Source organism: Fictibacillus phosphorivorans (genome assembly GCF_001629705.1).
GTDB classification, from domain to species: Bacteria; Bacillota; Bacilli; order Bacillales; family Fictibacillaceae; genus Fictibacillus; species Fictibacillus phosphorivorans_A.
In genome coordinates this window covers 2581848-2593997 of sequence record NZ_CP015378.1, presented here as the reverse complement: position 1 = coordinate 2593997, position 12150 = coordinate 2581848, and the positions used below count along the sequence as shown (strand labels likewise).

Below are 12150 nucleotides of genomic sequence, written 5' to 3'. Positions count from 1 at the left end.
ATGGAATTTTTTTGGGCGTTTTTAATTGGAGGAGCAATCTGTGTGGTCGGACAGTTGATGATGGATGTTATGAAGTTGACTCCCGCTCATGTCACGACTTCCTTCGTAGTGATCGGTGCACTTCTTGATGCTTTTGGTATCTATGATAATCTGATTAAATTTGCGGGTGCAGGTGCAACGGTTCCGATTACAAGTTTTGGTCACTCCCTGCTTCACGGAGCGATGGCTTCAGCAGAAGAACACGGGTTTATCGGGATCGCCATGGGAATTTTTGAGTTAACCTCTGCAGGAATCTCATCTGCTGTTTTGTTTGGATTTTTAGTCGCAGTCATCTTCGAACCAAAGGGGTGATCACATGGTGAAAAAACGGGTCATTTTCATAACGGATGGAGATCTGTATGCACTACGAGTCGTGGAGCATGCAGCGAAACAAGTTGGAGGACGTTGTATTTCACAATCTTGGGGAAATCCAACCCGAAAAAACGGGATAGAACTGGTAGAGATGATCCGAAAAACACCTCATGACCCTGTACTTGTCATGTTTGATGATTGTGGTTTTAAAGGAGAAGGTCCTGGAGAACATGCGATGAGATATATTCATCAGCAGAAGGATATAGATGTGATTGGTGCCGTAGCTGTAGCTTCCAAAACGCATTTTACAGAATGGACAAAAGTTCATTGTTCGATGGACCGATATGGAGAATTAACTGAGTTTGGTATTGATAAGAGTGGAATTCCAGACCTTGAAACAGGAAGGATAAACGGAGATACCGTTTACATCCTCGATGAATTAGATCTTCCATTCGTTGTCGGTGTTGGAGACATCGGAAAAATGGCAGGTTTTGATTCTATTGAAAAAGGAGCTCCAATCACAGTTAAAGCGATTCAACTCATTTTAGAAAGGAGCGAATCAATTGGCAACCGAAAAAAATAAAACGCCGATCAGTAAAAACATCGAAGATACGGAAAGGTTTTTAAAAGAGCGACTCGGCATTGGCGTGAGTTTTGATGTTGGTGTCAGAAAGATCTTTGTATTAAAAAAAGAACTACAGCTGTATTATTGTACGGGACTTTGCGACAGTGAGTTCATCATCATGATCTACCGTGAACTAATGGATATGGATCATGGGCATCGCGCGCCGGCTAAAGTAAAAGATCTCGTACATAACCACCTCGCACATCAGCAAGTCGAGATTACGAAGTCATTGGATGAAGCTGTTGATCGAATGCTTTCCGGTCTTATCGTGATATTCATAGACGGTGAAGAAGAAGCCTTCGTTGTAGATGTAAGAAGTTATCCAGGAAGATCACCAGAAGAACCAGACATTGAGAAAGTAGTAAGGGGAGCTCGTGATGGATACACGGAAAATATTATCATCAATACTGCTCTCACGAGAAGACGCATCAGAGATGAGCGATTAAGACATGAGATTCTTCAAGTGGGTGAACGTTCGAAGACGGACGTGTGTCTCGCGTATATTCAAGATGTGGCAGACCCTGGTCTCGTTGATCTTATTAGAAAAGAGCTTAACTCCATTGAGATCGACGGGATTCCGATGGCCGATAAAACAATAGAAGAGTTTGTTGTAAAACAAGGCTGGAATCCGTTTCCTTTAGTCCGTTACACTGAAAGACCTGATGTTGCAGCTCAGCACTTGATGGAGGGCCATGTATTAATCATCACAGATACATCTCCAAGTGTTATCATTACACCTACAACACTTTTTCATCACGTACAACATGCAGAAGAGTTTAGACAGACACCGTTCATCGGAGCATTCTTAAGATGGACCCGTTTTACTGGAATGCTGGCTTCTGTATTCTTAGTTCCGATGTGGCTATTGTTCTCGATGGAAGAGCAGTTGCTACCACCTTTCATTGATTTTATAGGTCCGAATAAACACACGAACATCCCATTGTTTCTCCAAATTATTTTTGCAGAGATCGGGATCGATATCTTAAGACTTGCGGCCATTCATACACCTAGTGCACTATCGACCGCCATGGGCCTAATTGCAGCTGTATTGATCGGCCAAATTGCGATAGATGTAGGTTTATTCGTCCCAGAAGTTATTTTATACGTTGCGATTGCAGCGATCGGAGCGTTCTCTACACCTAGTTACGAGTTAAGTATTGCCAATAGGGTTTTGCGGCTCTTTCTGATTATAATGGTCATGCTCTTCAAAGTTCCTGGGTTTATCGTTGGTTTTACGATTATGATCATATATATGGCAACGATTAAGAATCTAAACACGCCTTATTTATGGCCGTTCATACCTTTTAATCCTAAAGCATTCCTGCAGATCGTTATTCGAGTAGCCGTTCCACTCTCTAAAGTTCGGCCGAGCATCGTACATCCGCAGAACACCAAAAAACAGCCAACTAATTAATCTGTCCCTTGCTGATTGTTGAAAATTATGTTAAATTCATAACTAATTAAATATGCCTCATATGAGGTAGAGGCGCAAAACGAATGAGTAGCATATGGAGTTCTTGGAAGACGATGAAATATGTTGAAAGGTCAATTTGCCGAAGTGTAAGAAGAGCTCCATCTCTTTTTATGCTGGGCCGCTGCTGAACAAGCAACGGACTGTCACTACAACTGTAGTGGAGAGCTATTCCGACATGAGGGTACGGTTATGACAGCCTGCCTTAGTTGCGGCTGTCTTTTGTATTTGTCGGGATTGAATTCTCTATCAACAACGAGAGGGGATTTTTTGTGAATTTACACGGAACATCAAGAATTGGAGATAATCAGCATCTTTGGATCGGTGGTTTAGATACGGTAGAGCTTGCAAAAAAATACGGAACACCGCTTTATCTATATGATCTATCCTTAATTAAAAATAGAGCAAGTGGCTTTAAAAAAGCATTCGAGGAAAATGGAGTTGGATATCAAGTCGCTTATGCTTCAAAAGCTTTTTCATCGATCGCTATGTTTCAGATAATCGAGCAAGAAGGATTAAGTCTCGATGTTGTTTCAGGCGGTGAACTTTATACAGCACTTCAAGCTGGATTTCCACCTGAAAGAATACACTTTCATGGAAACAACAAGAGCTTAGCAGAATTAGAATTTGCACTTAGTGCTGGAGTCGGCTGTATAGTAGTGGATAACTTTCATGAGATCTCATTGTTAAAAATGATGAGCAGCAAACTGAACAAAAAAATAGACATCTTACTCCGTTTAACTCCAGGAATCGAAGCACATACTCATGATTACATCATTACAGGTCAAGAGGATTCTAAGTTTGGATTTGATCTAGGAAATGGTCAAGGAGACAAAGCACTTCAAGAAGTACTTGCATTTGAAGGCTTTCGCGTTTTAGGTATACACTGTCATATTGGATCTCAAATTTTTGAAACAGAAGGATTTACACTGGCGATTGAAAAATTATTCGGTCATTTTAAGAAGTGGGAAGAGAACTATAGCTATTTTCCAAGTGTCGTAAATCTTGGAGGTGGGTTCGGTATACAATATACATCAGAGGATACGCCGCTTTCTCCTGAGCAATACGTATCTGCGATGATTGAAGAAGTGAAAAAGCAGATGATTCACTTTGAAGGGCAAGATCTGCCTGAACTTTGGATTGAACCAGGCCGTTCACTTGTAGGTGATGCTGGTACGACGATCTATTCAATCGGCTCGCAAAAAGAGATCGAAGGAGTTAGACACTATGTTTCCATTGATGGTGGGATGACAGATAACATTCGTCCTGCACTCTACCAAGCAAAATATGAAGCATTCGTAGCGAATAAGATGAACGCAGAACTAACTCAAACGGTATCAATCGCAGGCAAATGCTGTGAGAGTGGCGATATGTTGATCTGGGACATCGACCTGCCGGAAGTATGTGATCACGACTTCTTAGCCGTTTCGTGTACCGGTGCTTACGGTTATAGTATGGCGAGCAACTATAATAGAATTCAGCGTCCGGCTGTCGTATTTGTAGAGAACGGTGAAGAACAACTGGTAGTTAAGCGTGAAACGTATGAAGACCTTATCAAGAACGATGTTCCGCTAAAATCGAATGTTTTTGTGTAAATTAGTTTACGGAGCAGCGATTTAACCGTACAATGGTAGTTGAATGAAGTAGAAGGAGGCCAGTTTTTTTATGAAAAAAGGTTCAATTGAATTTGAAAACGGCGAAAAAATTGTGTTTGATCTGTATCAGGAGGAAGCACCTGGAACAGTAGAAAACTTTGAAAAACTTGCAAATGAAGGCTTTTACAACGGTGTAACGTTCCACCGTGTGATCCCTGGATTTGTAGCTCAAGGTGGAGATCCAACAGGAACTGGAGCTGGCGGCCCTGGTTATTCGATTCCTTGTGAAACAGAAGGGAACCCGCATAAGCACGTAGCAGGATCTCTTTCAATGGCGCATGCTGGACGTGATACAGGTGGAAGCCAATTCTTTATCGTACATGAGCCACAGCCGCACTTGAACGGTGTTCACACTGTTTTTGGACAAGTTACAGAAGGTTTGGAAACCGTTCTTCGTATTAAACAAGGCGATGTAATGAAAGAAGTTAAAGTTTGGGAAGAATAATTTCTATACGAAGAAAAGCTCCGGTATCGATATGATCCGGAGTTTTTTTATATTGATTTTTTGATTATGTCGACTCGTCAATATTGGATGATAAATGGTCAAATTAATCATTTATTTCGTCAAATTCAGATGTAAACTTGCCGAATTAAAGTTCGAAATGCGACGATATAGCATATGGCATATGCCGGTGTTTATAAGATTCTGTTTTTCTTCTGTTTTTGCTTCTTTCGTTCTTCAATAACAGAAGAGCGATCTCTTAAAGAGTGCTTATGAATGATAGTATCATCCGTTTTGGTTTGTAACACCCAAGTTTCTTCTGTTGCGTTTGCTTCGGTTAAGCATGCTTGAAATAACTCCGACGATAGGGGAAGTCCTATAGACTCAAAAGGTTGCTGTCGCTCGATCCTTTGTACACTTCTATCCAGCAGTTCGAGAAATGGTTCAACTTCTATTCCGAGTTCTTTCAGTGCTGATTCCTCTTTTTGCAGCTTCACTTTGCAACTCAAAATCATTCGTCTAGCTCCATTATAGTTTCCGCGGCGGTGATGATATTGAGCTACTGCAAGCTGGATCAATCCAGGCCACAGATCTCCTTTCATTCCCTCGTCCTTCCAATGGTCCTCAAGCACTTCATGACATTCAAAGTAATCTTGGTCTCTATGAAAATACACCAAGTATTGTATCCATGGTTTTGGATAAGTCACTGATCGTTCACGCCCCTTAATAAGCTCGACTTTAAGTTTACCATATGCACAGCATGAATAAAAACAAGCCGCGTGACGCACAAAATATGATATAATTTTATAATACAAAATCGCTGAAAAACTGGGGAAATGTTATGCAATATAGTGTGAAGCTTGATGGATTTGAAGGTCCGCTAGACTTACTGCTTCATTTGATACAAACCTACGAAGTGGATATCTATGATATTCCGGTAGCCATCATAACTGAGCAATACCTTCAATATATACATACGATGAAAGAACTGAAACTTGATGTAGCAAGTGAATTTTTAGTCATGGCAGCTACACTTCTTGCCATTAAGAGCAAGATGCTGCTACCAAAGCATGAAGAAGAGCTGTTTGAGAATCAAATGGAACTCGAGATGGAAGAAGATCCAAGAGATGAGTTAGTAAGAAGACTCGTTGAATATAGAAAGTACAAGCATGCTGCTGATGAACTTAAAGAGAGAGAATCAGCAAGAAGTTTAATTTACACCCGTCAGCCAGCTGATCTTTCTCAGTTTGAAAAAGAAGAGTCAGCAAAACAAGTGACCAACGTAACACTTTATGATATGTTGCAGGCGATGCAGAAGGTCTTTCAAGAAAAGGTGACGCGAGCACCAAAGCAAACGACCATCGAACGGCAAGAGATTCCGATCGAAAAAAGGATGGAACAAATAAAATCCTCTCTTCTTTCGGTCGGTGGAAGAAAGAAGTTTACAGACCTTTTTGATAAAAGTACGAAAGAACATGTTGTTGTGACGTTTCTTGCTATATTAGAACTTATGAAAGTCAAATCAATTAATTGCGAGCAACAAGATCATTTTAGCGAAATATATATAACGATGTTAGAGGAGTAATACGATTTGGAACGAAATGAATATAAAGCGGTTGTTGAGGGTTTGCTTTTTGTCAGCGGAGATGAAGGAATCGACAGAAAACAGATCGCTCAAGTACTGGAGATCGATAGCAAAGAATTGGATCCCGTCATTGAAGAGTTAAAACAAAGTTATGCGTCATCAGAAAGAGGGATGTCTATTGTTGAATACGCGGGATCTCTTCAGTTTGTAACAAAACCTGAACACGCTGCATTTTACGAACGCCTTGTAGAAACACCTGGTCATGCTACACTTTCTCAAGCAGCCCTTGAAACACTTGCGATCATCGCCTATAAACAGCCCATTACAAGGTCAGAGATCGAAGAAGTTAGAGGGGTGAAAACAGAGAAACCGTTGCAGACACTATCTGCAAAAGGATTAGTAAAAGAAGTAGGTCGAGCAGAGGGAACGGGACGGGCTATTCTTTATGGCACTACAAAGGCGTTCTTAGAACATTTTGGTCTGCAAAGTGTAAAAGAGTTGCCTCCGCTTCCTGAAAACATTCAGGAAGAAAATGTAGAACAAGAAGCTGATTTGTTCTTTTCTAAGTTTCAAGAATCACTATCTACCGATGAATAGCAAGGGGGAGTCATGCATTGTTGATTCAGCATATCGATGGAATGGAGTTAGAAAAAGAAAAGCCGAATACATCGGAGGATTTTTTTAACCGTTCAGAAGTGACCTATGAGTGGAACGGAAAAACACAAACTTTTCATCTGCTTTATGTACGTTATTTTGAAGAGAAACTTCAAGAAGAATTAACGCAGCATGAGTTTTGGAAGGAATTCTTGAGCTTCTATAAGATAACTGAAATTGCAGCACTTACCGCACTGCTTAAAGACTCAGCCTATTTAAAGCGCAAACGAAGCTATATCAACAGTTATGATGAATTCAGAGAGCTATTTAATCAACCGAACGAAGAGTTGTTACGTTCACATCTTAATACAATAAAACAAATAACAAAGTAAACAGCCTTATTTTTTAATAGGCTGTTTTTTTGTTTGTATCTTATTACACACGTTAATTGGAGCGGGAATCAACTACTTCCAACTTAAATACGAACAAATCTTTTTGGTCTTCGTTTTAAAAGGCTTTTTAAGGGTAAATTATTAAAAAAGGATATGCAGCCGAAGGAGAGAGATCAATTGCCAAGAATAGCAGCAGTAGAAACGATACATCCGCCTCATAAACTTTCTCAAAATCAAACAATGGATTTTGCAAGAAACCTATTTCAAGATGCGTTCTCCGATATTGAACGTTTGCTCAAAGTATTTCAAAATGGTGAGATCGAATCACGCTATTTCGCGATGCCTATAGATTGGTTTAAGGAAAAAAGAAGTTTTCAAGAGAAAAATGATTTATACATAGATTTTGCGACAAATTTAGGAGCAGAATGTATTGAAAAAGTGATGTCTGACAAAAGACTAAAAGTGTCATATGAAGATATAGATGCTATTTTCTACATCTCGAGTTCGGGTCTGTCCACGCCGAGTATCGAAGCTAGAATTATGAACATTCTTCCATTCTCATCACATACGAAGAGGATTCCAATCTGGGGTTTAGGATGTGCAGGTGGTGCTTCAGGATTTTCAAGGGCTTACGATTATTGCAAAGCCTATCCAAAATCAAATGTACTCGTATTAAGTGTAGAGCTTTGTTCACTAACATTTCAGCATGAAGATCTTTCTAAGAGCAATTTAGTAGGTACCTCTTTGTTTGCAGATGGAGTGGCTTGTGCGTTAATCTGCGGAGATGAATCCGACGCGTCCAAAACATCAGAATTATCACCTTACATAAAAGATACGATGTCCACATTAAAACCACATTCTGAAGACGTGATGGGATGGGAAGTAAAGGACACTGGTTTGTATGTTGTATTCTCAAGAGATATCCCAAACGTCATCCGAACGTGGCTGAAACCGAACGTCGATGAGTTCTTAGACCGAAATCAGCTTGCTGGAGAACAGATCAAACATTTTATTGCACACCCTGGCGGTAAGAAAGTATTACAAGCATACGTGGATGCGCTAGGAATTCCGTTGTCCAAGACAGATGTGTCGAGAGACGTCTTACGGGAAAATGGAAATATGTCCTCTGCTACTGTTTTCTATGTATTGAAACAATTCATGCAAACAAAAAAAGATGAGGGAGATCTTGGTGTGATGGCTGCTTTAGGACCAGGTTTTTCTTCTGAACTTCTTTTAGTGGAATGGAGGAAGTAGATGAACTGGTTTCTTCTGTTTTGGTGTTTTCTTATCGTACAAAGATTAGCAGAAGTAAGGATCGCTAAATCTAACGAAAAGAAGCTGTTGAGCAAAGGTGCCGTTGAAGCGGGAAAAGATCACTATAAGTGGATGGTCTCGATGCACGTAGCGTTCTTTGTAGTTTTCTTTTTAGAAGTCTTTGTGTTTAATGCACAGCCACCTAGTTGGTGGATCGTTCCGTTTGTATTGTTCCTAATGGCTCAAGTGATTCGAGTATGGGCCATTTCGTCATTAGGTGAGTTTTGGAATACGAAGATCATTCTATTACCTGGTGCAAATGTCGTAGCAAAAGGTCCGTATCGTTTTATGAGACATCCAAACTACACGATCGTCTCGTTAGAACTTTTAGTGATGCCCCTCATTTTTGGGGCTTATTTTACAGCTGTTTTGTTCACGATCTTAAATATCTTCATGTTAAGAGTGCGGATTCCAGCTGAAGAAAAAGCACTCATGGAACTGACAGACTATGAAAAAAGCCATGGTCAAAAGCAACGTTTTTTCCCTACTCAATAACTTGCGGAAGTAAATCCCATTCATAACCTGTCCTTGTTTGCATAAACTTTTACAAAACACCTAAAGGGCGGGATTATGAATGAAACGAATCTTAAAACGAAAACCATTGCTGCTCGTTTTGATCGGTATGCTTATCCTTGCTGCATTCCCGCAAGAAGCAAAAGCTGAACCCGGTGTATCAGCAAGTGCTGCTGTGTTGATGGAGCAATCATCCGGAAGAGTCTTGTATGGGCGCAATGAACATCGTCCGATGAGAATAGCAAGTATCACAAAGATCATGACGGCGATTCTTGCGATAGAGTCAGGAAAGATGAACGATACGGTTACCATAACGGAATCTGCATCACGAACAGAAGGGTCATCTCTATACTTAAAGCCAGGTGAAAAGATACCCTTAAAAGATTTAGTGTACGGCTTGATGCTTCGATCTGGAAATGATTCAGCCGTTGCGATTGCTGAGCATGTTGGAGGAAGTTTAGATGGCTTTTCTTATCTGATGAATCAAAAAGCTGAAGAGATCGGGATGAAACATACACGTTTTAGAAATCCGCATGGACTCGACACTCATGAAGATCATTATTCAACCGCTTATGATATGGCTGTACTCACAAGGTATGCAATGAATAATGATACGTTTAAAGATGTGTCATCCACAAAGGTCTATCGATCAGAACAAACTGGAGAAAAATGGGATAGAGTGTGGCGGAACAAGAATAAAATGTTGAAGCTGTATGAATATTCCACTGGTGGCAAAACAGGATATACAAAACGTGCAAAACGAACATTGGTATCCACTGCTGAAAAAGATGGAATGGAACTGATTGCTGTCACATTAAACGATCCTAATGACTGGGACGATCATCGCAATTTGTTTGAATGGGGATTTCATTCGTTTAAAATGACAGAACTGATCAAAGAAGGCGAAATCTCTGGCATCAAAGATAAGGGATATAAAGGGAAGGTAGAGGCCGCTCGAACGTTTACTTACCCTTTGCAAAAAGAAGAGGTCGGACAGATCTCTTCTTCCATCCAGTTATATGAATTACCTAAGTCGGGCAAGTGGGAGAAAGAAAAGGTACCTAAACCTGTCGGTAGGTATTTCGTAGATTTAAAGGAAACGAGAATCGCCGATCTTCCACTTTACTACGATGGCAAAGCATTAATCAAACCTGATCAGGGAGGTCTATGGTCGTCATTTAAGAGCATATTCAACAGATTGTTTTTTGTAGCTAAGGAAGATAATCGCCTATGGTAAATTACATCTGGGTCGGAATGATGGTAATCGGCTTTATTGTGGCAGGAATAAACGGCACGATGGATAAAGTGAACGAAGCGATTTTTACAAGTGCCAAAGAAGCGGTCACGTTAAGTTTTGGCATGATTAGCATATTAGTATTCTGGTTAGGAATCATGAAGATCGCAGAAAAAGGAGGCTTATTAGAAGTATTGGCCGTCGTGTTTCGTCCGATCGTTAAACGACTTTTCCCTGATATACCAAAGGATCACCCTGCTCAAGGGTATATCCTTTCAAATATGGCAGCTAACTTACTTGGACTCGGAAACGCAGCAACACCTATGGGGATTAAAGCGATGGAACAGCTTAAGATACTAAATGGCGGCAAAAATGAAGCCAGTCGTTCGATGATCACACTTCTTGCGATCAACACATCGAGTATTACACTCATACCAACGACGATCATCGCGATCAGAATGAGTTATAATTCGGCGTCGCCGACTGATATCGTTGCACCAACCTTGATCGCGACTGCCATTTCAACAGTAGGAGCTATATTAATAGATCGATATTATTATTACCGTTCTTTGCCAAAAGGAGGGAAATAGATGTCGATCGTCCAATCCTTTTCCATATGGTTTATTCCTTTTTTAATTGGTTTTATCCTTTTATATGGAACATACAAAAAAGTGCCGACTTATGAGACTTTTGTAGAAGGTGGAAAAGAAGGTTTTTCGATTGCGATCAACATCATCCCCTTTTTAGTCGGTATGCTTGTTGCCATTTCGGTTTTTCGTGCTTCTGGAGCTTTGGATTATGTGATGATGGCGATGCGTCCGCTATTTTCATTGTTTCATATTCCAGCAGAAGTTGTACCGCTGGGGCTGATGAGGACGATCTCAGGGACCGGCGCTCTCGGGATGACATCAGATTTAATCGCAACACATGGTCCTGATTCGTTTATCGGAAGGCTCGCTTCTACGATACAAGGAAGTACAGATACAACGTTTTATGTATTGACCGTCTATTTTGGAGCGGTAGGTATCAAAAAGATGAAATACGCGCTTAAAGTAGGATTATTAGCTGATCTGATCGGCTTTTTAGCATCTATAGCAGTGATCTCTCTATTGTTTTACTCATAATTCGACAAAAAAGAGCCGATATGGCTCTTTTTTACGTTTACTGAGGTTGAGAATTACGAATAATGAAGGTATGATGAGACATGAGGTGAAATCATGGAACGATTGCAAAAAGTAATTGCACAAAGCGGCGTAACTTCCAGAAGAAAAGCAGAGGAGTTAATTCGTGAAGGCAAAGTAAAAGTGAACGGAAATGTAGTGACCGAACTCGGCACAAAAGTAGGTACAAAAGATAAGATTGAAGTGAATGAGATTCAAATTCAACGGGAACAACCCGTTTATTTTTTGATGTATAAACCTTCTGGTGTCATAACGGCTGTTTCGGATGATAAGGGAAGAAAAGTAGTAGCTGATTACTTTAAAGACATTATTGAACAGCGTGTGTTCCCTGTTGGAAGATTGGATTATGATACAACAGGTGTCATCATTATGACGAACGATGGTGAGTTTGCGAACGTTCTTATGCATCCGCGTTATCAACTTGATAAAGTGTACATTGCTAAAGTAAAAGGAATTCCTTCAAGAGAGAGAATCAAGCAACTTGAAAGAGGAATTCGCTTAGAGGACGGAATGACAGCTCCTGCCAAAGTGAAAGTAACATCGATTGATAAGAAAAAGGGAACGGCGATCATCGAACTAACCATTCACGAAGGAAAGAACCGTCAAGTTAAGCGTATGCTTGAAGCGATTGGGACGCCAGTTATGAAATTAAAGCGTGAAAGATACGGCTATTTAGATCTAAAAGGCCTTAACCCAGGTGAGTTTAGAGAACTTACTCCACATGAAATCAAACAGCTAAGAAATCTGGCTGTCACACAAACGTCAAAAAAAAGCCGTAGATAGGCTTTTTTTT

15 protein-coding genes and 1 riboswitch are annotated in these 12150 nt (G+C 40.4%); of the genes, 14 read left to right on the top strand and 1 reads right to left on the bottom strand.

Going from position 1 to position 12150, the window contains the following annotated elements:
- The 5 genes from spoVAE to ABE65_RS13385 all read left to right on the top strand — a co-directional run bounded on the left by spoVAE (nucleotide 1) and on the right by ABE65_RS13385 (nucleotide 4547).
- Nucleotides 1-351, top strand: a complete 351-nt coding sequence (gene spoVAE, locus ABE65_RS13405) for a stage V sporulation protein AE (RefSeq protein WP_066395822.1) — start codon at nucleotides 1-3, stop codon at nucleotides 349-351.
- A gap of 4 nt (nucleotides 352-355) precedes the next feature.
- Entirely contained in the window at nucleotides 356-934 is a 579-nt protein-coding gene (locus ABE65_RS13400) for a stage V sporulation protein SpoVABEA (RefSeq protein ID WP_066395821.1), read from the top strand.
- Complete coding sequence (locus ABE65_RS13395) at nucleotides 915-2390, top strand: spore germination protein (RefSeq protein WP_066395819.1); 1476 nt, start codon at nucleotides 915-917, stop codon at nucleotides 2388-2390. Before ABE65_RS13400 ends, ABE65_RS13395 begins: the two co-directional genes overlap by 20 nt.
- A gap of 59 nt (nucleotides 2391-2449) precedes the next feature.
- Nucleotides 2450-2626, top strand: a riboswitch (Lysine riboswitch).
- A 93-nt stretch (nucleotides 2627-2719) separates the two neighbouring features.
- On the top strand, nucleotides 2720-4042 hold the full coding sequence (lysA, locus tag ABE65_RS13390) for a diaminopimelate decarboxylase (protein WP_066395816.1): 1323 nt from the start codon (nucleotides 2720-2722) through the stop codon (nucleotides 4040-4042).
- A gap of 70 nt (nucleotides 4043-4112) precedes the next feature.
- A complete protein-coding gene (locus ABE65_RS13385; protein WP_066395813.1) occupies nucleotides 4113-4547 on the top strand; it encodes a peptidylprolyl isomerase in 435 nt (144 codons plus the stop codon).
- Between the two features lie 191 nt (nucleotides 4548-4738).
- On the opposite strand, the gene ABE65_RS13380 is transcribed toward ABE65_RS13385, so the two are convergent.
- A complete protein-coding gene (locus ABE65_RS13380; RefSeq protein ID WP_066395812.1) occupies nucleotides 4739-5251 on the bottom strand; it encodes a DUF309 domain-containing protein in 513 nt (170 codons plus the stop codon).
- 134 nt (nucleotides 5252-5385) lie between these two features.
- On the opposite strand from ABE65_RS13380, the gene ABE65_RS13375 reads away from it, so the two are divergent.
- The 9 genes from ABE65_RS13375 (at nucleotide 5386) to ABE65_RS13335 (ending at nucleotide 12140) form a co-directional block, all read left to right on the top strand.
- Nucleotides 5386-6129: a segregation/condensation protein A gene (locus ABE65_RS13375; RefSeq protein WP_066395811.1), complete on the top strand. Its 744-nt coding sequence runs from the start codon at nucleotides 5386-5388 to the stop codon at nucleotides 6127-6129.
- A 6-nt stretch (nucleotides 6130-6135) separates the two neighbouring features.
- Nucleotides 6136-6726 (top strand): SMC-Scp complex subunit ScpB, encoded by a 591-nt coding sequence (scpB, locus tag ABE65_RS13370; RefSeq protein WP_066395810.1) that lies wholly within the window; start codon nucleotides 6136-6138, stop codon nucleotides 6724-6726.
- 17 nt (nucleotides 6727-6743) lie between these two features.
- The gene (locus ABE65_RS13365; protein WP_066395808.1) at nucleotides 6744-7115 is read left to right on the top strand and encodes a hypothetical protein; all 372 of its coding nucleotides are present in this window, start codon (nucleotides 6744-6746) and stop codon (nucleotides 7113-7115) included.
- A 177-nt stretch (nucleotides 7116-7292) separates the two neighbouring features.
- Nucleotides 7293-8369, top strand: coding sequence for a type III polyketide synthase (locus ABE65_RS13360; RefSeq protein ID WP_066395805.1), 1077 nt, complete (start codon nucleotides 7293-7295; stop codon nucleotides 8367-8369).
- Nucleotides 8370-8924 carry an isoprenylcysteine carboxyl methyltransferase family protein gene (locus tag ABE65_RS13355; protein ID WP_066395803.1) on the top strand — a complete coding sequence of 185 codons (555 nt, stop codon included), beginning with the start codon at nucleotides 8370-8372 and terminating at the stop codon, nucleotides 8922-8924. It abuts the gene before it with no gap.
- A 79-nt stretch (nucleotides 8925-9003) separates the two neighbouring features.
- Nucleotides 9004-10179, top strand: coding sequence for a D-alanyl-D-alanine carboxypeptidase family protein (locus ABE65_RS13350; RefSeq protein ID WP_066395800.1), 1176 nt, complete (start codon nucleotides 9004-9006; stop codon nucleotides 10177-10179).
- Nucleotides 10173-10766, top strand: a complete 594-nt coding sequence (locus ABE65_RS13345; RefSeq protein ID WP_066395798.1) for a nucleoside recognition domain-containing protein — start codon at nucleotides 10173-10175, stop codon at nucleotides 10764-10766. The genes ABE65_RS13350 and ABE65_RS13345 overlap by 7 nt, the downstream gene beginning before the upstream one ends.
- Nucleotides 10767-11300 (top strand): spore maturation protein, encoded by a 534-nt coding sequence (locus tag ABE65_RS13340; protein ID WP_066395796.1) that lies wholly within the window; start codon nucleotides 10767-10769, stop codon nucleotides 11298-11300.
- A gap of 93 nt (nucleotides 11301-11393) precedes the next feature.
- Nucleotides 11394-12140, top strand: a complete 747-nt coding sequence (locus ABE65_RS13335) for a pseudouridine synthase (RefSeq protein WP_066395794.1) — start codon at nucleotides 11394-11396, stop codon at nucleotides 12138-12140.
- Nucleotides 12141-12150 lie beyond the last annotated feature (10 nt).

Excerpts from the sequence above, each read along its gene's own strand:
- ABE65_RS13345 (WP_066395798.1), top strand. The coding sequence starts at position 10,173 with ATGGTAAATTACATCTGGGTCGGAATGATGGTAATCGGCTTTATTGTG.
- ABE65_RS13385 (WP_066395813.1), top strand. The coding sequence starts at position 4,113 with ATGAAAAAAGGTTCAATTGAATTTGAAAACGGCGAAAAAATTGTGTTT.
- ABE65_RS13400 (WP_066395821.1), top strand. The coding sequence starts at position 356 with ATGGTGAAAAAACGGGTCATTTTCATAACGGATGGAGATCTGTATGCA.
- ABE65_RS13350 (WP_066395800.1), top strand. The coding sequence starts at position 9,004 with ATGAAACGAATCTTAAAACGAAAACCATTGCTGCTCGTTTTGATCGGT.
- spoVAE (WP_066395822.1), top strand. The coding sequence starts at position 1 with ATGGAATTTTTTTGGGCGTTTTTAATTGGAGGAGCAATCTGTGTGGTC.
- ABE65_RS13340 (WP_066395796.1), top strand. The coding sequence starts at position 10,767 with ATGTCGATCGTCCAATCCTTTTCCATATGGTTTATTCCTTTTTTAATT.
- ABE65_RS13375 (WP_066395811.1), top strand. The coding sequence starts at position 5,386 with ATGCAATATAGTGTGAAGCTTGATGGATTTGAAGGTCCGCTAGACTTA.
- ABE65_RS13335 (WP_066395794.1), top strand. The coding sequence starts at position 11,394 with ATGGAACGATTGCAAAAAGTAATTGCACAAAGCGGCGTAACTTCCAGA.
- ABE65_RS13355 (WP_066395803.1), top strand. The coding sequence starts at position 8,370 with ATGAACTGGTTTCTTCTGTTTTGGTGTTTTCTTATCGTACAAAGATTA.